This window comes from Streptomyces sp. NPDC090445 (genome assembly GCF_044769385.1).
Classification (GTDB): Bacteria; Actinomycetota; Actinomycetes; order Streptomycetales; family Streptomycetaceae; genus Streptomyces.
Genome location: NZ_JBIVXV010000002.1, coordinates 387,994 through 409,460 on the forward strand (window position 1 = coordinate 387,994; position 21,467 = coordinate 409,460).

19 protein-coding genes and 1 riboswitch are annotated in these 21,467 nt (G+C 73.7%); of the genes, 12 read left to right on the plus strand and 7 right to left on the minus strand.

Annotation, left to right across the window (positions count from 1 at the left end):
* Positions 1 to 116 precede the first annotated feature (116 nt).
* The 4 genes from ACIQUT_RS06445 to ACIQUT_RS06460 all read left to right on the plus strand — a co-directional run bounded on the left by ACIQUT_RS06445 (position 117) and on the right by ACIQUT_RS06460 (position 4,021).
* Positions 117 to 764, plus strand: coding sequence for a class I SAM-dependent methyltransferase (locus tag ACIQUT_RS06445; RefSeq protein ID WP_403560072.1), 648 nt, complete (start codon positions 117 to 119; stop codon positions 762 to 764).
* A gap of 199 nt (positions 765 to 963) precedes the next feature.
* Positions 964 to 1,950, plus strand: coding sequence for an N-acetylmuramoyl-L-alanine amidase (locus tag ACIQUT_RS06450; RefSeq protein ID WP_403560074.1), 987 nt, complete (start codon positions 964 to 966; stop codon positions 1,948 to 1,950).
* Positions 1,951 to 2,085: 135 nt separating this feature from the next.
* A complete protein-coding gene (locus ACIQUT_RS06455; RefSeq protein ID WP_403560076.1) occupies positions 2,086 to 2,892 on the plus strand; it encodes a DUF5336 domain-containing protein in 807 nt (268 codons plus the stop codon).
* A gap of 118 nt (positions 2,893 to 3,010) precedes the next feature.
* Positions 3,011 to 4,021, plus strand: a complete 1,011-nt coding sequence (locus ACIQUT_RS06460; protein WP_403560078.1) for an LLM class F420-dependent oxidoreductase — start codon at positions 3,011 to 3,013, stop codon at positions 4,019 to 4,021.
* 54 nt (positions 4,022 to 4,075) lie between these two features.
* Here ACIQUT_RS06460 and ACIQUT_RS06465 read toward each other — a convergent pair whose 3' ends face one another.
* From ACIQUT_RS06465 to ACIQUT_RS06480, 4 genes are all read right to left on the minus strand, one after another.
* Positions 4,076 to 4,750 (minus strand): hypothetical protein, encoded by a 675-nt coding sequence (locus ACIQUT_RS06465; RefSeq protein ID WP_403560606.1) that lies wholly within the window; start codon positions 4,748 to 4,750, stop codon positions 4,076 to 4,078.
* A 120-nt stretch (positions 4,751 to 4,870) separates the two neighbouring features.
* A complete protein-coding gene (locus ACIQUT_RS06470; RefSeq protein ID WP_403560080.1) occupies positions 4,871 to 5,959 on the minus strand; it encodes a prenyltransferase in 1,089 nt (362 codons plus the stop codon).
* Positions 5,956 to 6,690, minus strand: coding sequence for a class I SAM-dependent methyltransferase (locus tag ACIQUT_RS06475; protein WP_403560082.1), 735 nt, complete (start codon positions 6,688 to 6,690; stop codon positions 5,956 to 5,958). Before ACIQUT_RS06475 ends, ACIQUT_RS06470 begins: the two co-directional genes overlap by 4 nt.
* Before the next feature lie 48 nt (positions 6,691 to 6,738).
* Positions 6,739 to 8,043 carry a glycosyltransferase family 4 protein gene (locus ACIQUT_RS06480; RefSeq protein WP_403560084.1) on the minus strand — a complete coding sequence of 435 codons (1,305 nt, stop codon included), beginning with the start codon at positions 8,041 to 8,043 and terminating at the stop codon, positions 6,739 to 6,741.
* A gap of 184 nt (positions 8,044 to 8,227) precedes the next feature.
* Here ACIQUT_RS06480 and ACIQUT_RS06485 point away from each other — a divergent pair, with 184 nt between their 5' ends.
* Complete coding sequence (locus tag ACIQUT_RS06485) at positions 8,228 to 8,836, plus strand: TetR family transcriptional regulator (protein WP_403560086.1); 609 nt, start codon at positions 8,228 to 8,230, stop codon at positions 8,834 to 8,836.
* 465 nt (positions 8,837 to 9,301) lie between these two features.
* Here ACIQUT_RS06485 and ACIQUT_RS06490 read toward each other — a convergent pair whose 3' ends face one another.
* Positions 9,302 to 9,481 carry a ferredoxin gene (locus ACIQUT_RS06490; RefSeq protein WP_403560608.1) on the minus strand — a complete coding sequence of 60 codons (180 nt, stop codon included), beginning with the start codon at positions 9,479 to 9,481 and terminating at the stop codon, positions 9,302 to 9,304.
* Between the two features lie 68 nt (positions 9,482 to 9,549).
* Complete coding sequence (locus tag ACIQUT_RS06495) at positions 9,550 to 11,031, minus strand: aldehyde dehydrogenase (RefSeq protein WP_403560088.1); 1,482 nt, start codon at positions 11,029 to 11,031, stop codon at positions 9,550 to 9,552.
* 291 nt (positions 11,032 to 11,322) lie between these two features.
* On the opposite strand from ACIQUT_RS06495, the gene ACIQUT_RS06500 reads away from it, so the two are divergent.
* The 7 genes from ACIQUT_RS06500 (at position 11,323) to ACIQUT_RS06530 (ending at position 19,863) form a co-directional block, all read left to right on the plus strand.
* A complete protein-coding gene (locus tag ACIQUT_RS06500; RefSeq protein WP_403560609.1) occupies positions 11,323 to 12,420 on the plus strand; it encodes an MBL fold metallo-hydrolase in 1,098 nt (365 codons plus the stop codon).
* A 156-nt stretch (positions 12,421 to 12,576) separates the two neighbouring features.
* Positions 12,577 to 12,655: riboswitch (cobalamin riboswitch) on the plus strand.
* 131 nt (positions 12,656 to 12,786) lie between these two features.
* On the plus strand, positions 12,787 to 14,079 hold the full coding sequence (locus ACIQUT_RS06505; RefSeq protein ID WP_403560090.1) for a prenyltransferase/squalene oxidase repeat-containing protein: 1,293 nt from the start codon (positions 12,787 to 12,789) through the stop codon (positions 14,077 to 14,079).
* Positions 14,079 to 14,870, plus strand: coding sequence for an SCO2322 family protein (locus ACIQUT_RS06510; RefSeq protein WP_403560092.1), 792 nt, complete (start codon positions 14,079 to 14,081; stop codon positions 14,868 to 14,870). Before ACIQUT_RS06505 ends, ACIQUT_RS06510 begins: the two co-directional genes overlap by 1 nt.
* On the plus strand, positions 14,867 to 16,255 hold the full coding sequence (locus tag ACIQUT_RS06515) for an energy-coupling factor transporter transmembrane protein EcfT (RefSeq protein WP_403560094.1): 1,389 nt from the start codon (positions 14,867 to 14,869) through the stop codon (positions 16,253 to 16,255). The genes ACIQUT_RS06510 and ACIQUT_RS06515 overlap by 4 nt, the downstream gene beginning before the upstream one ends.
* Positions 16,252 to 18,162 (plus strand): ABC transporter ATP-binding protein, encoded by a 1,911-nt coding sequence (locus tag ACIQUT_RS06520; protein ID WP_403560096.1) that lies wholly within the window; start codon positions 16,252 to 16,254, stop codon positions 18,160 to 18,162. Before ACIQUT_RS06515 ends, ACIQUT_RS06520 begins: the two co-directional genes overlap by 4 nt.
* A 119-nt stretch (positions 18,163 to 18,281) precedes the next feature.
* The gene (locus tag ACIQUT_RS06525; protein WP_403560611.1) at positions 18,282 to 19,094 is read left to right on the plus strand and encodes an ECF transporter S component; all 813 of its coding nucleotides are present in this window, start codon (positions 18,282 to 18,284) and stop codon (positions 19,092 to 19,094) included.
* A 364-nt stretch (positions 19,095 to 19,458) separates the two neighbouring features.
* Positions 19,459 to 19,863, plus strand: a complete 405-nt coding sequence (locus tag ACIQUT_RS06530; RefSeq protein ID WP_403560098.1) for a transglycosylase SLT domain-containing protein — start codon at positions 19,459 to 19,461, stop codon at positions 19,861 to 19,863.
* 213 nt (positions 19,864 to 20,076) lie between these two features.
* Here ACIQUT_RS06530 and ACIQUT_RS06535 read toward each other — a convergent pair whose 3' ends face one another.
* Positions 20,077 to 21,246: a steroid 3-ketoacyl-CoA thiolase gene (locus ACIQUT_RS06535; RefSeq protein ID WP_403560100.1), complete on the minus strand. Its 1,170-nt coding sequence runs from the start codon at positions 21,244 to 21,246 to the stop codon at positions 20,077 to 20,079.
* Positions 21,247 to 21,467: the final 221 nt, after the last annotated feature.

Here is a 21,467-nt window from a genome sequence, read left to right on the forward strand (position 1 = left end):
CGCGACGGCCGACCCGTACGCGGCGACCGCCCGGCACGCAGCGACCGACCCGGGCGTGGCGCCCTACCGGGCGGTAGGGCAGCATGGGCCGCTCACGCGCAGCTCAGGAGGAACCCATGGCCCCCGCCACCCCCAAGCCGGAGACCCTCGCCGCCTTCGAGGCCGCCAAGGGGTTCATGCCCGTCACCGAGGGACTCGCCCTGTACGGGGCCGCGGCCGCGGCGGCGACCCTGGGGCTGCCGCTGCTGGAGGTGGGCACGTACTGCGGGCGCTCGACGATCCTGCTGGCCGACGCCGCCCGCGAGGCCGGGGTGAGCGCGATCACGGTCGACCACCACCGGGGCAGCGAGGAGCAGCAGCCGGGCTGGGAGTACCACGACCCGTCCGTCGTGGACCCCGAGGTCGGCCTGATGGACACCCTGCCCGCCTTCCGCCGCACCCTGCACCGGGCCGGGCTGGAGGAGCACGTCATCGCGATCGTGGGCCGCTCCCCGCAGGTCGCCGCGGTGTGGGGCGGCGAGCTCGGCTTCGTCTTCATCGACGGCGGCCACACCGACGAGCACGCCACCGGCGACTACGAGGGCTGGGTCCCGCACCTCGCCGTGGGCGGCACCCTCGTCATCCACGACGTGTTCCCGGACCCGGCCGACGGCGGCCAGGCCCCGTACCGGATCTACCTGCGCGCCATGGCCTCCGGCGCCTTCGAGGAGGTCTCGGTGACCGACTCCCTGCGCGTCCTGCGCCGGACCGGCCCGGGCCTGTAACCCGCGGGCGCCGCGACGGCGGTCCGGGCGGCGCCGGGCCGTGGGGCACCGGGCCGTGGGGCACCGGGCCGTGGGGCACCGGGCCGTGGGGCGCGGCCCGGACGGGCCGGTCTTCCGGGCGTATGTGACGACTATCGCACCGCGCCCTCGGATGGCCCAGTGCCCGCCTCCCGGCGGGCCCCCGTTCTAGGCTCGCGGCGTGCGCCACCACTACGACGACAGCCCCCCGCCCCCCGAGTCCGCCTCCGCGGTCAGCCCGGACCGGCGCCGGTTCGCGCGCCGCTCCACCCTGGCCGTCGCGGCGGCCGTCCTCGCCCCGACCGCCCTGGCCGGGTGGGTCCTGGTCGAGGTGGCCACCGGCGCCGGGGCCGACGACGCGCGGCCGCCGCGGATCGTGATGCCGGCGGCCGGCGCGACCAACGCCTCGCTCACCCCGCCGGCATCGCCCGCCCCGCCGGCATCGCCCGCCCCGTCCGCCTCACCCGGTACGACGCCCGGCACCGCCGCCGGGAACGCCCTCGCCGGCAAGACCGTCGTCATCGACCCCGGACACAACACCGGCAACTTCAAGCACACCGCCGAGATCAACAAGAAGGTGGACATCGGCACCACCACCAAGGAGTGCGACGCCACCGGCACCACCACCAACTCCGGCTACAAGGAAGCCGAGTTCACCCTCGACGTGGCCCGCCGGCTGCGCCCCGCCCTCGAAGCCAAGGGCCTGAAGGTGGTGTTCACGCACGACGGCGAACGCCCCTGGGGCCCCTGCATCGACGAGCGCGCCCGCATCGGCAACGAGGCGAAGGCCGACGCCGTGGTCTCCATCCACGCGGACGGCGTCTCCGAGGGCAGCCGCGGCTACCACGTCATCCTCCCGGCCAAGGTCAAGGGCGGCGCGGCGGACACCGCGCCGATCGTCGGCCCGTCCCGGACCCTCGGCGAGCGGATCGCCGGGAACTTCGCCCGCACCACCGGTTCCGCGCCCGCCAACTACCTCGGCGCCGGTACCGGGTTGGTCGTCCGCGACGACCTCGGCGGCCTCAACCTCTCGACGCAGCCGAAGGTGTTCGTCGAGTGCGGCAACATGCGCGACAGCAAGGACGCGGCGCTGCTGACCAGTCCGGAGTGGCGGCAGAAGGCCGCTCAGGGCATCGCGGACGGCATCGTCGGCTTCCTGGGCGGGTAGTCCCGAGAGGACGCCCGCCCGCCCCGATCCTCTCGGTTGCGGGAAACCTCCGTACCATGGTCCAGCCCGCCCCCCGCTCCTGGATGCGCGACGCGGCACCACGAGACGACCGAGACCGAGAAGGACACCTAAGACGTGAACATCCGCTCCCTCACTCGAGGCGACGGCGTGGTGATCGGAGCAGCGGTGCTGCTGTTCATCGCCTCGTTCCTCGATTTCTACTCCGCGACCGGCCTGGACCTGCCGAGCGTGTGGGACACCGACGTATACCGCCTGGCGCTGCCGACCATCTTCCTGCTGGGCTTCATCGCCGCCGGCCTCATCGTCGGCGGCCGGTTCCTGCCGGAGTCCCGCAAGCTGGCGGGTCTGCCGCTGTCCGCGTGGGGGACGGTGCTCGCGGTCGCGGCCGCCTGGTCCTCCCTCTGGTCGCTGATCACCAGCCCGAGCGGCGCCGACCTGGGCGCGGGCTGCATCATCGCCTTCCTCGCCACCCTCGTCCTGGCCGGCGTCGCGGTCGCCGGCGCGAAGGTCCCGGCGCTCGCCGGACCGCTGGTGCCGGAGTCCCGGCCCGCCGCGCCGGCGCCGTTCGGCGGCCAGCCCCAGCCCGACGGGTACGGCTACCCGGGCGGCCAGCAGCAGCCCGGCTACGGCGCCACCCCGCAGCCGGTCCCGCCGTACGGCGGCACCCCCGCCCCGGCGCCGGGCCCGACGCAGGACGCGGCGCCCGCCGCCCCGGCGGCCGACTTCGCCCCGTTCTGGTTCGCGGTGCCGGTGGCCCGCCCCCTCTTCGCCGAGGACGGCTCCCCCACCCCGATCGCCGAACTCGCCCCGGGCACCTGGTACCTGGCGGTGGACCAGCGCGGCCCGTCCACGCTGATCGCGCAGACCCAGGACGGCCGCCGCGGCGTCCTGAACGACACGTCCGGCATCCAGCGCGGCTGACGCCCGCCCCCGCCGAACACCCGACGGCCCCCCGCCCCTTCCGGGCGGGGGGCCGTTGTCCTACAGTCACCCCGCCACCTGACACACCGTCAGGCCCGCTCGGCGGAAGGAAGGCGCCATGCGCCTCGGACTCGCACTCGGCTACTGGGGCCGCGGCCCCGACCCCGCCCACCTCGCCCTCGCCACCGAGGCCGAACGGCTCGGCTACACCTCGGTGTGGACCGCCGAGGCCTGGGGATCGGACGCCTTCACCCCGCTCACCTGGATCGCCGCGCACACCTCCCGGATCCGCCTCGGCACCGCCATCGCCCAGATGGCCGCCCGCAGCCCGACCGCCACCGCCATGCACGCCCTCACCCTCGACCACCTCTCCGGCGGCCGCATGATGCTGGGCCTCGGCCTGTCCGGCCCCCAGGTCGTCGAGGGCTGGTACGGGCGCCCCTTCCCCGCGAGCCCGCTCACCGCCACCCGCGAGTACGTCGACGTCGTCCGCCAGGTCCTGCGCCGCGAAGCCCCCGTCACCCTGGACGGCCGCTTCCACACCCACCCGTACCGCGGCCCGGACGGCACCGGCCTCGGCCGGGCCCTGAAGCCCATCACCCACCCGCTCCGCCCCGGCCTGCCGGTCCTGCTCGGCGCGGAGGGCCCGCGGAACATCGCCCAGACCACCCGCATCGCGGACGGCTGGCTCCCCCTGTACTGGTCCCCGACCCGCACCGACGTCCACCGGGCCTCCCTCGCCGACCTCCCCGAGGGCTTCCTGATCGCCCCCATGGCCCGGGCGAAGGTCTGCGACGACGTCGCCGAGGGGCTCCTGCCCGTGAAGGCGATGCTCGGCTTCTACATCGGCGGCATGGGCCACGCGGCCCGCAACTTCCACGCCGACCTCATGGCGCGCATGGGCTACGCCGACGAGGCCCGCCGCATCCAGGAGCTGTTCCTCGCCGGGCGCCGCGAGGAGGCCGTCCTCGCCGTCCCCGACGCGTTCGCCGACGAGATCAGCCTGGTCGGCCCCCGCGAGCGGATCGCCGAACGCCTGGACCTGTGGCGCAAGGGCCCGGTCACCGACCTCCTCGTCACGGCCCCGGACCCGCACACCCTGCGCGTCCTGGCCGACCTCAACACCTGACGCGGCCGGGTACGGGGCCGACGGCTCGGACACCGGCCCCGTACCCCGCCCGGACTACCCGCCCAGCTGGGACAGGCTCGGCACCTGGTCGGTCACCGTCGCGCCCGCACTCCGGCCGGCGTCCTTCACCCCGTTGATGACGTCCTCGAACGAGCTGATGTCGGCCTCACCGGCCTGGCCCGAACGCAGCTTGGACCCCAGGCCCTTCAGCGACTCGATGCCCGCCGCCAGCGGGACCAGCGCCTTGGACAGCAGCGGGTCGCCCTTGGCGTTGTTCACCGCCGCCTTCAGCCGGTTGTACGCGAAGGCACCCGCGAGACCGGCCTTGACCAGCGCGAACGTCCGGCCGCTCGCACCCTTCTTGAACTTGCCCGCACGGTACGGCTTGATGATCCACTGGTACGTCGCCCCGGCCGCGAGCCCGGCGTTGAGGACGAAGCGCGTCTTGGCGAACTTCTGCCGCTCCGCCGACGTGGTCGGCGTCGGCTCGGCCACGACCACGGGCACGGCCTCCACGGAAGCGGCCTCCAGCGAGGCGGCCTCCGCCCGCATCTGCGCCACCGCGGCCTGCAGCTCCACGGCATCGATCTGCTGCGCGGACAGGGACACGTTCGCACCCTGGGCGGCCGCCCCACTGCTGCCGCCACCGCATCCGGTGGCCCCGGCAAGCAGCGCGGTGGACAGCGTCAGCGCCGTGACGGCGCTGCGGAATCGGACGGTTCTGCGTATGGACACGGTTTCCTCCGGGGGAGTGAGGTGTCCCCCGCAGCGTCACCCCGGGGCACCGGCCCCGCCACTCGGGCCACCCGTCCGGGTCACCCGACTGGCGGGGCCGCCGCCCCGCCCGCATCATCCGCCGGTGCAGCAGTCCGGCTCCAGGCCGGCCGGCAGCTCCAGCCCGCCGAACACGGCCGTCGTGGCCTCGTCACCGCCGAGCGCGGCCACGGCCAGCAGCAGCGAACCGGCGGTCCAGGTCGTCTGCTCGACGGGCCACACCGCCTCGTCCTCGAAGACGTAGCCCGTCCAGTACATGCCGTTGTCCGCACGCAGGTGCGTGATGGACCGCAGGATCTCCAGCGCCCGGTCCGACTCCCCCATCGCCCACAGCGCGAGCGCGAGTTCGCAGGACTCCCCGCCGGTCACCCACGGGTTCGGCAGCACGCACCGCACCCCCAGCCCCGGCACGACGAACTCGTCCCAGCGCCCCTCGATCCGCTCCTGCGCCTGAGCACCCGTGACCGCCCCGCCCAGCACCGGGTAGTACCAGTCCATCGAGTACCGGTCCTTGTCCAGGAACCGCTCCGGGTGCCGGCGTATCGCATGCCCGAGCGCACCCGCCGCCAGCTCCCAGTCCGGCTGCGGGTCCTCCCGGTGCTCGGCGATCGCCAGGGCGCAGCGCAGCGCCTGGTGGATGGAGGACGAGCCGGTGAGCAGCGCGTCCGTGACGGGCGTGCCGTCCGCCTCCCGCTTCCACCCGATCTCGCCGCCCGGCTGCTGGAGGCCCAGGACGAACTCCACGGCCGCATGCACGACCGGCCACATCATCTCCAGGAACCGGTCGTCGCCGGTGGCCAGGTAGTGGTGCCACACCCCGACGGCCACGTACGCGACGAAGTTGCTCTCCCGCCCGGCGTCCTGCGGCTCGGCGGTGTCCACACCGTCCGGGCGGTCCGCGTAGGCCGCGTGCCAGGAGCCGTCCGCGTTCTGGTGCCGGGCCAGCCACAGGTACGCCCGCTCGGCGGCCTCGTGCTCGCCCGCCGCGTCCAGCGCCATCGCGGCCTCGGTGTGGTCCCACGGGTCCAGGTGGTGCCCGCGGAACCACGGGATGGCACCGTCGGAGCGCTGCGCGGCAAGGATCCCGGCCACGGTCGCCGCGGCCTCCGCGGCCGTCAGCACACCGTCCAGGGCCAGGCGTTCGGTACGCCCGGTGGAGCTCACTGGGCCTCGCCGACGGGGAGGTGCGGCTTGGTCGCGTACACCACGAAGCTCTTGCCCATGACCGGGTTGAGCGCCTGCTCCGCGAGCCGCGTCGCCAGGGGCTTCTTCATGATGTCCCAGACCAGCAGCTTGTGGTAGGCGCGCACGGGCAGCGCCTTGTCGTTGTCCACGCCGAACGCGCACTTGAGCCACCAGTACGGGGAGTGCAGCGCGTGCGCGTGGTGCGAGCCGTACGGCTTCAGCCCCGCGGCCCGTATCTTCCCGAGCAGCTCGTCCGCCTTGTAGATCCGGATGTGGCCGCCCTCGACCTCGTGGTAGGCGTCGCTCAGCGCCCAGCACACCTTCTCCGGCCCGTACCGCGGCACGGTGACGGCGATGCGCCCGCCCGGCTTGAGCACGCGCACCATCTCCGCGAGCACGCCCTTGTCATCGGGGATGTGCTCCATGACCTCGGAAATGATGACCACGTCGAACGAGTCGTCCGGGAACGGCAGCGCCAGGGCGTCGCCCTCCATGGCCGTCGCCGTCGCACCGGCCGGGGCCTCGCCGGCCTCCTTCATCGCGGCGAACCACTTGGCGACCTCGCGGATCTCCTCGCCGTTGCGGTCGACCGCGACGACCTGGGCGCCGCGCCGGTAGCACTCGAAGGCGTGGCGGCCTGCGCCGCAGCCCAGATCGAGTACGCGGTCGCCTGCGGCGAGCGGGAACCGGGAGAAATCGACGGTCAGCACGGGATCCTGCCTTCGCAGTCGCGGGGGTGATCGGTGGAAAACATGAAGTCAGCGGACCCGGCGCGCCTGCTCGATGGCCGCCCGGTAGTGCGCGACGGTGCCCTCGGCGGCCTTGGCCCACGTGAACCGGTCCAGCACCCGCTCGCGCCCGGCGGCACCGAGCCGGGCCCGCAGCTGTGCGTCGCCCAGCAGCCGCCCGAGCGCCGCGGCCAGCGCACCCGCATCACCGGGCGGCACCGCGAGGCAGGTATCGCCGTCAGGACCGGCGACCTCGGGAATGGCACCACCCGTGGTGGCGACGAGCGGCGTACCGGTGGCCATGGCCTCGGCCGCCGGCAGCGAGAAGCCCTCGTACAGCGACGGCACGCACGCGACCTGCGCACTCCGCACGAGATCGACGAGCTCCTCGTCCGTCACGCCCTTGACGAACCGCACGGCGTCCTGAAGCCCGTACGTCTCGATCGCCCGCGCGACGGGCCCCTCCTCGGCCCGCTTGCCGACGACCACGAGGTGGGCGCCGGGCTGCTCGGTACGCAGCTTCGCCAGCGCCTCGACGAGGTACACGAGCCCCTTCAGCGGAACGTCGGCACTCGACGTGGTCACGATCCGCCCGGGCACCTCGGCCACCGACGCATCGGGCGACCACAACTCGGTGTCGGCCCCGATGTGCACGACGTGGATCCGCTCGCCCCGCACCCCCAGGTGCTCCTCGATCTCCTGCTTGGACGAGCCGGAGACGGTCAGCACGGAGGGCAGCCGCCGCGCGACCCGCCCCTGCATCCGCGTGAAGGCGTACCAGCGCCGCACGGACAACCGCCTCAGGCGGTCCTGGGCGGCATCCAGTTCAAGCTTCCGGTCGACGGTGATCGGGTGGTGGATGGTGGTCACCAGAGGCGCACCCAGCCCGCTCAACAACCCGTAACCCAAAGTCTGGTTGTCGTGAATGACGTCGAACTCGCCGGCCCGGGCGGCCAAATGCCTCCTCGCCCGCAGCGAAAACGTCAGGGGCTCGGGAAACCCGCCGGTCCACATGGTGGCGACCTCAAGCAGATCGACCCAGTCCCGGAACTCCTCGCGCTTGGGCGTACGGAACGGGTCGGGCTGGCGGTACAGGTCGAGACTGGGCAGCTCGGTCAGCGTGGCCCCGCCCTCAAGCACGGGATAGGGCTGCGCGCCGATCACTTCCACAGAGTGCCCGAGCCGAACGAGCTCACGCGAAAGATGCCGGACGTAGACGCCCTGTCCCCCGCAGAACGGGTTCCCCTTATAGGTCAGGAGCGCGATCCGCAACGGCCGGTCACCGTCCGTCACCGACCCTGCGAAAGGGCTCGTCACCACGGCCTCTGCGGTCACTCTCGGCCCCCTTCTCCCTGCAACTTTCGCCGGAGCGTAACCGCTCGGATAATGTAGAACAAGTTTCAGACTTGATCCGTCGAAGAGCATTGAATCTACCGGCCGGAAACCACACCGTAAGAGGCGGAGCAGGTGATTCGCGCCACGACAGCGCCGCCTGCCAGGAGCGCACGGAACGGGGCACATGACAGCGCAACCGAACACCTCGGCACCTCTGACGGAGCGCCAGGAGGCCCGCCGCCGCCGCATCCTGCACGCGAGCGCCCAACTGGCCGGCCGCGGCGGCTTCGACGCCGTCCAGATGCGCGAGGTCGCCGAGGCGGCCGGCGTCGCACTGGGCACCTTGTACCGCTATTTCCCCTCGAAGGTGCACCTGCTGGTCGCCACCATGCAGGACCAGCTCCAGCACATGCACACGACCCTCCGCAAGCGCCCCCCGGCCGCCGAGGACCCCGCCGCCCGCGTCGCGGAAACCCTGATGCGCGCCTTCCGCGCCCTGCAGCGCGAACCCCACCTCGCGGACGCCATGGTCCGCGCCCTGACCTTCGCCGACCGCAGCGTCAGCCCCGAGGTGGACACCGTGTCCCGCTTGACGACCGCCATCATCCTGGACGCGATGGGCCTGGACGCCCCGCCCACCGCGGAGCAGCTGTCAGCGGTCCGCGTCATCGAGCACACCTGGCACTCGGCCCTCATCACGTGGCTGTCGGGCCGCGCCTCGATCGCCCAGGTCAAAATCGACATCGAAACGGTCTGCCGCCTGATCGACCTCACGTCTCCCGAAAAGTCCTGATCCCGCCGCCCGCCCAGGGCAACGGCCGGCAAAACCAGGCGACCACGCATCCCCACCACACCCGGCACCCGGCACCCGGCACCCGGCACCCGGCACCCGGCACCCGGCACCCGGCACCCGGCACCCGGCGGAGTCGACACCTGACACCCGGCGGAGTCGACACCTGACACCCGGCGGAGTCGACACCTGACGAAGTCGGCACCCGGCGGAACCGGCCGCCGAAAACCCGCCCGCCGCATCTCGGACGAGGGCCGCATGCCCATCCGTCCCCCTGGCCGTTCCTCCGGGGCTTCCCGGGAGTCTGTCGGCATTCCGGGGCGGGTCGGTCGGTCAAGGGTGGCCGCAGGCCATCGCTTCAGCGACGCGACGACGAAGGAGGAGCGCCCTTGAGGGACCGGCCCGACCCGGAATGCCAATGGGCGCCCGGGAAGCCCCCGCCCCTCCCTCCCCTCCCTCACCCTCCTCCTACTCCTCGGGCGGAAATACCGCCTCCCCGCTCCCGGCCAGCGTGATCACGATCGCTTCGACGGGACACCCCTCGGCCGCCACCAGAATCGGCTCGTTCGCATCGATCTCCGCCTCCCGGGGGTGCGACTGGCGCGCCGAGTCCAGGGCGAAGCCCTCCGGGGCGTGGTTCACGCACATCCCCGACCCGATGCAGACGCCCCGATCCACCTGCACCTGCCACCTGTCACCCGTCACGGACACCGCCCTCAAGCCCCGTCCCCGGCCCCGGCCCCGGCCTCGTACCCACCCGGCAGGTGGATCATCTTGTGCTCCAGGTACTCGCCCAGCCCCTCGGGCCCGAACTCCCGCCCGATCCCGCTGTTCTTGTAGCCGCCGAACGGCCCCAGCATGTCCAGGCTGAACGTGTTGACGTTGAAGGTGCCCGTCCGCACCTGCCGGGCGAAGTCGATGCCGTGCTCGACATCGGCAGTCCAGACGCTCCCGCTCAGCCCGAACTCGGAGTCGTTCGCGATCCCGAGCGCCTCCCGCTCGTCCGCGTACGGGATCAGGCACACCACGGGCCCGAAGATCTCCTCCCGGGCGATCCGCATCCCGTTGTCCACGTCCCCGAACAGTGTCGGCTCGACGTACCAGCCCCGCTCCAGCCCGGCCGGCCGGCCGCCGCCCACCAGGACCTTGGCACCCTCCTCCTGCCCGATCCGGATGTACTCCAACGACCGCTCCTGCTGCCTGCGCGCCACCAGCGGGCCGAGCTGGGTCGCCGGGTCGAGGGGGTCGCCGACCACCAGCGCGGAGGCCGCCGCGGCAAGCGCCTCGGCCACCTCCCCGTAGCGGCTGCGCGGGGCGAGGATCCGGGTCTGGGCGACGCACGCCTGCCCGTTGTTCATCCAGGCCGCGGGGACGATCCCGGCGACGGCGGCCTCCAGGTCGGCGTCCGGCAGCACGACGGCGGCGGACTTCCCTCCCAGCTCCAGGGTGACCGGGGTCAGATTGCGGGCCGCGACCTCCATGACCCGCTTCCCGGCCGCCACCGACCCGGTGAACGCCACCTTGTCGACACCCGCGTGGCCCACCAGGTACTCGCTCACCTCCCGGTCGGCCGGCAGCACCGACAGCACCCCCTCGGGCAGCCCGGCCTCCCGGGCGATGTCGGCGAGGATGTACGAGTCCAGCGGCGCCTCGGGGGACGGCTTGAGGATCACCGTGCACCCGGCCAGCAGCGCGGGCGCGAGCTTCGCCGCGGCCACGAACTGGGGCACGTTCCACGGGATGACGGCCGCGACCACGCCCACCGGCTCCCGGCGCACCAGGATCGGCCCGAGCACACCCTGCCGGTGCTCCTCGTACGCGTACGCGCGCGCGACCTGGATCGCGGCGTCGTAGACCATCATCGGGCCGAGCGCCTGGGCGAGGATGCTCCAGGAGTACGGGGAGCCGTTCTGGGAGCTGATCGACCGGGCGATCTCCTCGTGCCGGACGGCGATCGCGTCCTTGATCCGGGTGACGACCGCGATCCGCTCGTCCAGGGGCATCCGGGGCCAGGGGCCCTCGTCGAAGGCCCGGCGGGCGACGGCCACGGCCCGGTCCACGTCGCCCCGGGACGCATGCGGAACGCTGCCGATGACCTGTTCCGTATGAGGGGAGACGACCTCGATCGTCCCGGTGCCCAGCGGATCCGCCCACTCCCCGCCGATGAACAGCTGTCGGTGCTCCACGCGCTCGGTCATGGCTGATGCCTCCTCCGGCTTGGCGTTCCCGAACTGATACCAGTTCTAGTTCCAGGAGTCCACGACCAGGACAGAACCCCGAAAAAGATCCAACGGCTAGCCAGAAAGCCCCCCGGATGGTCGACTTGGGCTACCAATGCAACACGTTCTCATCAGGGAGACGACATGCAACACCACGCGCCGGCGAAAGCGAAAACAGCGACAAAAACCGAAGCAGAAGCAGAAGCCAACCCAGAACCAGAAGCCGCACCCACTCCCCCAACCCCAACCCCCACCCCCACCCCCGCCCCCATCTCCACCCCAACCCCCACTCCCACCCCCGACGTCACCCACCACGGCGGCGGCGTGGCAGCCATCAAGGTGCCCATCCCGGACAACCCCCTGGGCCACACCCTCGTCCACGTCCTCGACACCGACCGCGGCCCCGTCCTCGTCGACACCGGCTGGGACGACCCGCACTCCTGGAACACCCTCACCGCCGGCCTGGAAACCCTAGGCATCGCGGTCTCCGACATTCACGGCGTGGTCATCACCCACCACCACCCCGACCACCACGGCCTCTCCGGCAAGGTCCGGGACGCCTCCGGCGCCTGGATCGCCCTGCACGCCGCCGACACCGAGGTCGTCCTGCGGACCCGCTCCGCCGAGCCCGCCGTCTGGCTCGACTACATGACCGCCAAGCTCGCCGCCGCCGGAGCCCCCGACGAGCACATCGCCCCGCTGCGGGCGGCCCACGCGAGCGGCCGGATGCGGACCCTGCCCGGCCTGTGTGCCGCCGTCCCCGACCGGGAGATCGTCCACGGCGAGCTGCTGCCCCTCGCCGGGCGCAGGCTCCGCGCCGTCTGGACCCCCGGGCACACCCCCGGCCACGTCTGCCTGCACCTTGAGGAAGCCCACCCGGCGAACCTGCCCGGCAACGGCCGCCTCTTCTCCGGGGACCACCTGCTGCCCGGGATCTCCCCGCACATCGGCCTGTACGAGGACCCGGCAGCCCTGGCGGCCGCGGCGGCCCCGGAGGCTCCGGAGGGCACCCGCGCCACCGACCCCCTCGGCGACTACCTCGACTCGCTCGAACGCATCGCCCGACTGGACCCCGCGGAGGTACTCCCCGCCCACCAGCACGCCTTCACCGACGCCCCGGCCCGGGTCCGCGCACTGCTGCGCCACCACGAGGAACGGCTGGCCGGGCTGTGGGAGCTGCTGGCCGAGCCGCTGACCCCGTGGGGGCTGGCGGAACGCATGGAGTGGAACCGGCCCTGGGAGCAGATCCCGTACGGCTCCCGCAACATCGCCGTCTCGGAAGCGGAGGCGCACGTGCGGCGCCTCGTGAAACAGGGCCGGGCCGAACCGGTACCGGGCAGCGACCCGACCACGTACCGCGCACTCTGAGAAAGAAGGGCAAGGAGAAGCAACAGGAGGAGCAAGGAAAAGGAGGACCCCCCCCATACCCCCCAACCCCACCGGTAAGGGTCACCCAGCACCTGTGCCACCCCTCCCCCCGATACCGGCCGGTACAGTGATGCCGTCGTCCACCCTTCCGTACGGGGGGAAGCCGGTGCAATTCCGGCGCTGACCCGCAACCGTGACCCGCCCCGCGCCCCGCCGGTCGGCAGCCGGACTGCCCCGTACACGAAGGTGCGCGGCTCGTGCCGCCGGAGTCCCCGGCGGCCGGCACCGTCGAGGTCAACGGAGCCGGAGCCCGGTGCCTGCGCGCGCCTGCCTCCCGCTCCCCCAGCAGGAGAGGCACCCGCCCGCATGAACATCCGCCGCAGCGCCGCAGCGCTCGCAGCCTCCGCCGTGCTCTGCGCGGGTGCCGCCCCCGCGGCCTTCGCCGCGCCCTCCACGCCCTTCGCGCCGTTCGCGCCCTCCGCGCCGTCCCCGGCGGCCTCGGCGCCCCCGGTGATCCCCTCCGGCCTGTACGGCAAGAACGACCCCACGTACGACGGCGTGTGGCGGCAGTCCGTGGCGCTGCTCGCCCAGCACACGGTCGGCGTCAAGCCCGCCAAGGAGGCCGTCGCCTGGCTGGCCGGGCAGCAGTGCGTGAACGGCGGCTTCGCCTCCTTCCGCGCGGACGCCGCCGCGGCCTGCGACGCCACGACGATGTACGACACGAACGCCACGGCGATGGCCGTCCAGGCCCTGAAGACGCTGGGCGGCCAGGACGCGGCCGTGAAGAAGAGCGTGGACTGGCTGAAGTCCGTCCAGAACGAGGACGGCGGCTGGGCCTTCGTCCCCGGCTCCCCGAGCGACGCCAACTCCACCGCCGTGGTCGTCAGCGCCCTGACGGTGGCGGGCGAGAAGCCGGCCGAGGTGAAGTCGAAGGCCGGCAAGTCCGCGTACGAGGGCCTGCTCGCGTTCCGGCTGGGCTGCGCCGCGCAGCCGCCCTCCGACGGGGGTGCCTTCGCCTACCAGCCGGCCGACGGGAAGCTGCTGCCCAACGCCGACGCGACGGCCGCCGCGACCCTGGCCGCCCTGGGCAAGGGCGCGGTCGTCGCCCCGGCGGCGAAGGACACCCCCGCGGGCCCGTCGGCCTGCGCCGCGTCCGCCGAGCCTGACGCCGCCGGCCTGGCGGGGGCCGGCTACCTGGCCGAGGCGCTGAAGAAGGGCGGCGACCACCTCATGGCCGTCACCCCCGGCTCGGACCAGCCGACCGCGGACACCGGCAACACCGTCGACGCGGTGATCGCCCTGGCCGCGGCCGGGCACAAGCAGTCGGCGGCGGGCGCGCTGGAGTGGCTGAAGGGCAACTCCTCGGAGTGGGCGAAGGGCAGCCCGGCGGCCCTCGGCACCCTGGTCCTGGCCGCGCACGCGACGGGCACCGACCCGAAGGCGTTCGGCGGCACGGACCTCGTCTCGGCCCTGAACGCCACGGGCCCCGCCCCGCAGGCCGCGGGCACGCCGGAGCCGAGCGGCACCAAGGACGACAACGACGGCAAGAAGACCGACTCGGACGACCAGAACATCTGGTGGATGATCGGCGCGGGCGCCGCGGCCGGCGCGGGCATCGGCATCCTGCTGAGCGGCCGCCGCAAGAAGAACCAGCTCTGATGCAGAGCCTCCGCTTCGGCACGCGCACCAGCACCAGCACCAGCACCCGAACGCGCGCCGCACGAACCCTGGTCCTCGCCGCCCTGACAGTCCTCCTCGCCCTCCCCGTCCCCCTCCTCGCGGCCTCGCCCGCGCTGGCGGCGGGGTACCGCTACTGGTCGTACTGGGACGGCGCGGGCGGCCAGTGGTCGTACGCCACGCAGGGCCCGTCGACGGCCCGCCCGGCCGACGGCTCGGTCCAGGGCTTCCGCTTCGCCGTGAGCAAGGACGCGGCCGCCGAGGCCGCCCGGCCGCGGGCGGCGGCGGACTTCGACACGGTCTGCTCCACGACCCCGGCGGCGCCGGGCCGGAAGCGGGTCGCCGTGGTCGTCGACTTCGGCGTGGCCGCCGACGCCCCGGCCGGCGACGCCCCGCCGCAGGACGCCCCGCGCACGGCCTGCGCGCAGCTCGCCCCGGAGGCCACGGCCGCGGAGGCCCTGGCGGAGGTGGCCAAGCCGCTTCGCTACAACAGCGCGGCGCTGCTCTGCGCGATCTCGGGCTACCCGAAGCAGGGCTGCGGCGAGCAGATCACGGACGCCGCGCCGCAGGACAACGACAACGACAACGGCAACGGCAACGGCGCGGCCAAGAGCACTCAGCAGCCGGAAGCAACAGCGGAGAAGGAAAAGAAGGAAGAGAAGGAAGGGGAAGAGGAGAAGGACAGCCCGTGGGTAGGCCCCCTGGCCGGCCTGGCCGTGCTGTCCGGCGTGGCAGGGGCCGCCGTCTGGCGATCCGCCCAACGCCGCCGATGACCCCCGGTATCCCGCGCACCCGCACCCCGCGCACCACCCCCACCCCACGCACCACCCGCACCATCCGCCGCGTCGCCGCCCCCACGCGCAGGTACGCCGCCCCGGAAGCCCGGCGCGGCAACGCCCTGCACGCGGGGGCGTGGTGGCTGTGGGCGCTGGGGCTGGCCACCGCCGCGTCGCGGACCACCAACCCGCTCCTCCTCGGGCTGATCATCGCCGTGGCCGGCTACGTCGTCGCCGCGCGCCGTACGTCCGCGCCCTGGGCGCGCTCGTACGCCGCCTTCCTCAAGCTCGGCCTGTTCGTGATCGGCCTGCGGCTGCTGTTCTCCGTACTCCTCGGCTCACCGATCCCCGGCTCGCACGTGCTGTTCACGCTCCCCGAGGTCCCCCTCCCCGCATGGGCGCAGGGCATCCGCCTCGGCGGCCGCGTCACGGCCGAGCAGCTCGTCTTCGCCTTCTACGACGGGGCCAAGCTGGCCGCCCTCCTCGTCTGCATCGGTGCGGCGAACGCCCTCGCCAACCCCGCCCGCCTGCTGAAATCCCTCCCGGCCGCCCTCTACGAGGCGGGCGTCGCCGTCGTCGTCGCCATGACGTTCGCGCCGAACATGGTCGCCGACGTGGCCCGCCTGCGCACCGCCCGCCGGCTGCGCGGCCGCCCCACCGGCGGCGTCAAGGCCATCCTGCAGATCGGCCTGCCGGTCCTGGAGGGCGCCCTGGAGCGTTCCATCGCGATCGCCGCCTCGATGGACGCGCGCGGGTACGGCCGTACCGCCCAGGTCCCGCCCGCCGTCCGGCACACCACCACCGTGCTCACCCTGGGCGGCCTGCTCGGCATGTGCGCGGGCACGTACGGACTGCTCGCCGCCGAAGGGGCCGCGTACGGCCTGCCCGTCCTGCTCATCGGCCTCGCCCTCGCCCTCGCGGGCCTGCGGCTCGGCGGGCGGCGCAGCGTCCGGACCCGCTACCGGCCCGACCGGTGGGGGGTGCGGGCGTGGCTGGTCGCCGGGTCGGGGGCGGTCGTCGCCGCGGCCCTCGTGTACGCCTCCGGAGCCGACCCGCAGACCCTGCGGCCGGGGGTGGTCCCGCTGACGGCGCCGGTGCTGCCGCTGTGGCCGGCGGCCGCGGTGCTGATCGGCCTGCTCCCGGCGGTCGTGGCACCGGTACCGGGACCAACGGGCACACCCGAACCGACAGGCGAACCCGCACCAACCGGCACACCCGAACCGGCAGGCGACCCCAACCCGACCGGCAAACGCAAACCTGCGGCCCGCACCCCCGAACCGGCAGCCGCCACCCCAGGACCGGCAGCCCCCACCCCCGGACCGCCAGTACCCGGCCCCCAGCCCACCCCGCACCACAACCAGAGGAAGGAGGCGTCGCAGTGATCCGCTTCGAGCAGGTGTCGGTCACCTACGACGGCGCCCCGCAGCCCGCCCTCCGCGACGCCGACCTCGTCGTCCCCGAGGGAGAGCTGACGCTGCTGGTGGGCCCGTCAGGCTCCGGCAAGTCCACGCTCCTCGGAGCGGTCTCCGGCCTCGTCCCCCATTTCACGGGCGGCACCCTGCGCGGCCGCGTCACCGTCGACGGCCGGGACACCCGTACCCACCGGCCGCGCGAGCTGGCGGACGTCGTCGGCACGGTCGGCCAGGACCCCCTCTCCCACTTCGTGACGGACGTGGTCGAGGACGAGCTGGCGTACGGCATGGAGTCCCTGGGCCTGGCACCCGCCGTGATGCGCCGCCGCGTCGAGGAGACCCTGGACCTGCTGGGCCTGAACGAGCTGCGCGACCGCCCCCTCGCCACCCTGTCGGGCGGGCAGCAGCAGCGGGTCGCCATCGGCTCGGTCCTGACCACGCACCCCAAGGTGCTGGTCCTGGACGAGCCCACCTCCGCCCTGGACCCGGCGGCCGCGGAGGAGGTCCTCGCGGTGCTCCAGCGGCTGGTCCACGACCTGGGCACCACCGTGCTGATGGCGGAGCACCGCCTGGAGCGGGTGGTGCAGTACGCCGACCGCGTGCTGCTCCTGCCCGGGCCGGGCGCGGCTCCGGTCATCGGAGCCCCCGCGGACGTCATGGCCGTCTCGCCGGTCCACCCGCCGGTGGTCGCGCTGGGCCGGCTGGCCGGCTGGTCCCCGCTCCCCCTGTCGGTCCGCGACGCCCGCCGCCTGGCACCCCCGCTGCGCGCCCGCCTGTCCGGGGCGACCGCCCAGCCGCAGACGGCTCCCCCATCAGCACCCCCACACCCGCACCCAGACCCCGCCCACGCCGAGCCCGAGCCCACGCCCGACGCCGGGACGACAGCGGCGACGGCGGGGATAGCGACAGGGACGGCGACGACGACGGCCCCCACCCGCCGCCCCGGACTCCTGGCCCGCCTGCTCGGCCGCACCTCCGGCCCCAGCGCGCCCCCGACCCCGCCCCCGACCCCGACCGCGACCGCGGCCTCCCTCCCGGACACCCGCACCCCGGTGGCCCTGGCCCGCGCCCTCTCGGTGCGCCGCGGCCGGGCGGAGGTCCTGCACGGCGTCGACCTCGCGGTGGCAGCCGGTGAGACGGTGGCGCTGATGGGCCGCAACGGCGCCGGCAAGTCCACGCTCCTCGGCGCCCTGGTCGGCACCCTCGCCCCGGCCGGCGGCGAGGTGTCGGTCGGCGGCCGGGTGCCGCACCGCACCCCGCCGGCGGAGATGGTGCGCCGCGTCGGGCTGGTCCCGCAGGAGCCCCGCGACCTGCTGTACGCGGACACGGTCGCCGCCGAGTGCGCGGCCGCGGACGCCGACGCCGGGGCGGCGCCCGGCACCTGCCGGGGCCTGGTGTCGGCGCTGCTGCCCGAGGTGGCCGACGGCACCCACCCCCGCGACCTCTCCGAGGGGCAGCGGCTCGCCCTCGCCCTCGCCCTGGTGCTGACCGGCCGGCCGGCGCTGCTGCTGCTCGACGAGCCGACCCGCGGCCTGGACTACGCGGCCAAGGCCCGGCTGATCGGGATCCTGCGCGGGCTCGCCGCCGAGGGGCACGCGATCGTCCTGGCCACGCACGACGTGGAGCTGGCCGCGGAGCTGGCCCACCGGGTGGTCGTCCTGGCCGGCGGTGAGATCGTCGCGGACGGGCCGACCGCCGAGGTCGTGGTGTCGTCGCCGGCGTTCGCACCGCAGGTGGCCAAGATCCTGGCGCCCGGCCACTGGCTCACCGTGCCGGAGGTCGCCGCGGCCCTGGCGTCCGCTGCCCCACGGCCCGAGGTGCCGACCGCCGGGGCCGGCAGCCCGTCCGCTCCGGGTGCACCGGAGGGAGCGCCGTGAACCACCCCGCAAACAACCCCGCGAACAACCCCGCACACCACGCGCCGAACCACCGCGCAAACAACCCCGCACACCACGCGCCGAACCACCCCGCGAGCCGCCCGGCAAACCACCGCCCCGTGCGGATCGGCCCGCGGGCCGCGGCCGCCCTCGTCCTCGTCACCCTGATCGGGATCGCCGCGTTCGGGTGGCCGCTGCTCGCCGACCGCCAGTCCGGGCTCGCCCACTCCCAGGACGCCCCCTGGCTCTTCGCGGCGCTGCTCCCCCTCCTCGTCGGCGTCGTCGTCGCGACCATCGCCGACCAGGGCATGGACGCCAAGGCGGTGGCGATGCTCGGCGTCCTCGCCGCGGTGGGCGCCGCACTGCGGCCGCTGGGTGCGGGGACGGCCGGCCTGGAGCCCATGTTCTTCCTGATGGTGCTCAGCGGCCGGGTCCTCGGCCCCGGCTTCGGTTTCGTCCTGGGCTCGGTGACGATGTTCGCGTCGGCCCTGCTCACCGGCGGGGTCGGGCCGTGGATGCCGTTCCAGATGCTGGCCCTGGGCTGGTTCGCGCTGGGCGCCGGCCTGCTGCCCGGGCCGGAGCGGATCCGGGGCCGGGCGGAGCTGGCGATGCTGGCGGCGTACGGGTTCGCGGGCTCGTTCGCGTACGGGACGATCATGAACCTGCAGGGCTGGGTCCTGCTGCAGGGCATGGGCCAGGGCGTGTCCTTCCATCCGGGGGATCCGGTCGCGGCGAACCTGGCGCGGTTCCTGGCGTACTGCCTGGCGACCTCGCTGGGCTGGGACCTGGGCCGGGCCGCGCTGACGGTCGTACTGACCCTCGCCCTCGGCGGCACGCTGCTGAAGGCACTCCGCCGGGCGACTCGGAAAGCGGCGTTCGACGCCCCCGTCTCCTTCGATTCGGGGCCGAAGGTGGCCCGGGACACACCATGAAACAGGCACAAGCGGCCACAGAAGGTGACATTTGGGCCCTCCGGCGGTGAGGCGCCCCACAGGACCCACGTCACATACGGCCCGCCCTAGTAGCCCGCGCGGCACCCGCCGCCCCCGCCCCGAACCCCTTCCCGCCTGCACGGACCCGACCACCCGCGGCACCCCGCGGACCACCCCGGCCTGCGAGGCCCGGTAGTAGGAGGGGGGCTTTGCCGGGGCGGCGGCGGCCTGGCTAACTGGTGTTGTCGCCGAGGCGGCCGGGGCGCACAGCCCCCCCGCCGGGACGAACCCCTCCACCCCGTGAGTGGCTCACGCATGCCTCCGGCATGCCGCGACCGACCTTGTCCCCTACGGAAGGCCCTCCGTGTCCAACACCGTCATCCGCCGCATCGCCGCTTCCAAGAAGACCCTCGCGGGTACCGTGATCGGCCTTGCCGCCGCCGGTTCCATGCTGGCCGCCGTCCCGGCCCAGGCCGCGCCCACGAGTGCCAAGGCGATCGCACAGCAGATGATCAAGGACCCGGCCCAGTTCGCCGCCTTCGACAAGATCGTCTCCCACGAGAGCGGCTGGAACCACACCGCCACCAACGCCTCCTCCGGCGCGTACGGCCTGGTCCAGGCCCTGCCGGCGTCGAAGATGTCCTCCGCCGGCACCGACTGGAAGACCAACCCGGCCACCCAGATCAAGTGGGGCCTGGACTACATGAACGAGCGCTACGGCTCCCCGGTCGAGGCCTGGAACTTCTGGCAGGCCAACCACTGGTACTAAGCCGGTGGCACCACACGGACTTGATCGCGCACACACGCAAAATACGCGAACGCGCGAACGCGTGAGCACACGAAGGCCCCGGTGGCCGGCCTCCCCAGGCCGGCCACCGGGGCCTTCGCCTTCCCATCCCATCCCACAGGGTTCATGCGGCGCCGAAGGCGCCCTGTCGTACGCCCCTCGGCCTCACGGCCTCACGGTCTCGGCGCCTCCGCCTCACAGCCTCTGGATGATCGTCCCGGTGGCCTGCGCGCCGCCCGCGCACATGGTGATCAGGGCAAATTCCTTGTCGCGGCGTTCCAGCTCGTGCAGTGCGGTGGTGATCAGGCGGGCGCCGGTCGCGCCGACGGGGTGGCCGAGGGCGATGCCGCCGCCGTTGACGTTGACCTTGTCGAGGTCCTGCTCGAAGACCTGGGCCCAGCTGAGCACGACGGATGCGAAGGCCTCGTTGATCTCGACGAGGTCGATGTCCTTGAGGGACATCCCGGCCTTGCCGAGCACGGCCCGCGTCGCGTCGATCGGGCCGTCCAGGTGGTAGTGCGGGTCGGCGCCGACCAGGGCCTGGGCGACGATCCGGGCGCGCGGCTTGAGCCGCAGGGCGCGGGCCATCCGGCGGGAGGCCCACATCACAGCGGCGGAGCCGTCCGATATCTGGGAGGAGTTCCCGGCGGTGTGCACCGCCGTCGGCATGACCGGCTTGAGCCCGGCCAGGGCCTCCATGCCGGTGTCGCGCAGGCCCTCGTCGCGGTGGACCAGGCGCCACATGCCCTGGCCCGCCGCCTGCTCCTCCTCGGTGGTGGGGACCTGGACGGCGAAGGTCTCGCGCTTGAACCGCTCCTCGGCCCAGGCGGTGGCCGCCCGCTGCTGGGAGAGCAGTCCGAGCCGGTCGACGTCCTCGCGGGTCAGGCCCCGGCGGCGGGCGATCCGCTCGGCGGCCTCGAACTGGTTGGGCAGGTCGACGTTCCACTCGTCCGGGAAGGGCTTGCCGGGGCCGTGCTTGGATCCGGAGCCCAGCGGTACCCGGCTCATCGACTCGACGCCGCAGGCGATGCCGATGTCCATGACACCGCCGGAGATCATGTTGGCGACCATGTGGTTGGCCTGCTGGGAGCTGCCGCACTGGCAGTCCACGGTCGTCGCGCCGGTCTCGTACGGCAGGCCCATGGCGAGCCAGGCGGTCCGGGCGGGGTTCATCGACTGCTCGCCCGCGTGGGTGACGGTGCCGCCGACGATCTGCTCGACGCAGTCCGGCTGGATGCCCGTACGGGCGAGGAGCTCGCGGTAGGTCTCGCCGAGCAGGTAGGCGGGATGGAGGTTGGCGAGCGTGCCCCCGCGCTTGCCGATGGGCGTGCGTACTGCTTCGACGATGACGGGTTCCGCGGCCATGAGCTCGTCCTCTCCTGCGCAGTGCCGACGCGGCGGGCCGTCCCGGCGCCCCGCCTGAACTAGTACGCGTTCTAGTTCCCCCCGCAGTCTTATGACCCCTGGGCCCGGCACGCAAGGGTCTTGCACCCGGCCTCCACGGATTCCCCACGCAACAGTTGGCGCGCAAGCCCTTGTCACTTCTAGAACTCGTTACTACGTTTCAGCCACTTCAACTTCCTGAT

Coding starts and splice junctions, on each gene's coding strand:
- ACIQUT_RS06445 (WP_403560072.1), top strand. CDS start 117: ATGGCCCCCGCCACCCCCAAGCCGGAGACCCTCGCCGCCTTCGAGGCC.
- ACIQUT_RS06460 (WP_403560078.1), top strand. CDS start 3,011: ATGCGCCTCGGACTCGCACTCGGCTACTGGGGCCGCGGCCCCGACCCC.
- ACIQUT_RS06485 (WP_403560086.1), top strand. CDS start 8,228: ATGACAGCGCAACCGAACACCTCGGCACCTCTGACGGAGCGCCAGGAG.
- ACIQUT_RS06490 (WP_403560608.1), bottom strand. CDS start 9,481: ATGTGCGTGAACCACGCCCCGGAGGGCTTCGCCCTGGACTCGGCGCGC.
- ACIQUT_RS06495 (WP_403560088.1), bottom strand. CDS start 11,031: ATGACCGAGCGCGTGGAGCACCGACAGCTGTTCATCGGCGGGGAGTGG.
- ACIQUT_RS06505 (WP_403560090.1), top strand. CDS start 12,787: ATGAACATCCGCCGCAGCGCCGCAGCGCTCGCAGCCTCCGCCGTGCTC.
- ACIQUT_RS06510 (WP_403560092.1), top strand. CDS start 14,079: ATGCAGAGCCTCCGCTTCGGCACGCGCACCAGCACCAGCACCAGCACC.
- ACIQUT_RS06515 (WP_403560094.1), top strand. CDS start 14,867: ATGACCCCCGGTATCCCGCGCACCCGCACCCCGCGCACCACCCCCACC.
- ACIQUT_RS06535 (WP_403560100.1), bottom strand. CDS start 21,246: ATGGCCGCGGAACCCGTCATCGTCGAAGCAGTACGCACGCCCATCGGC.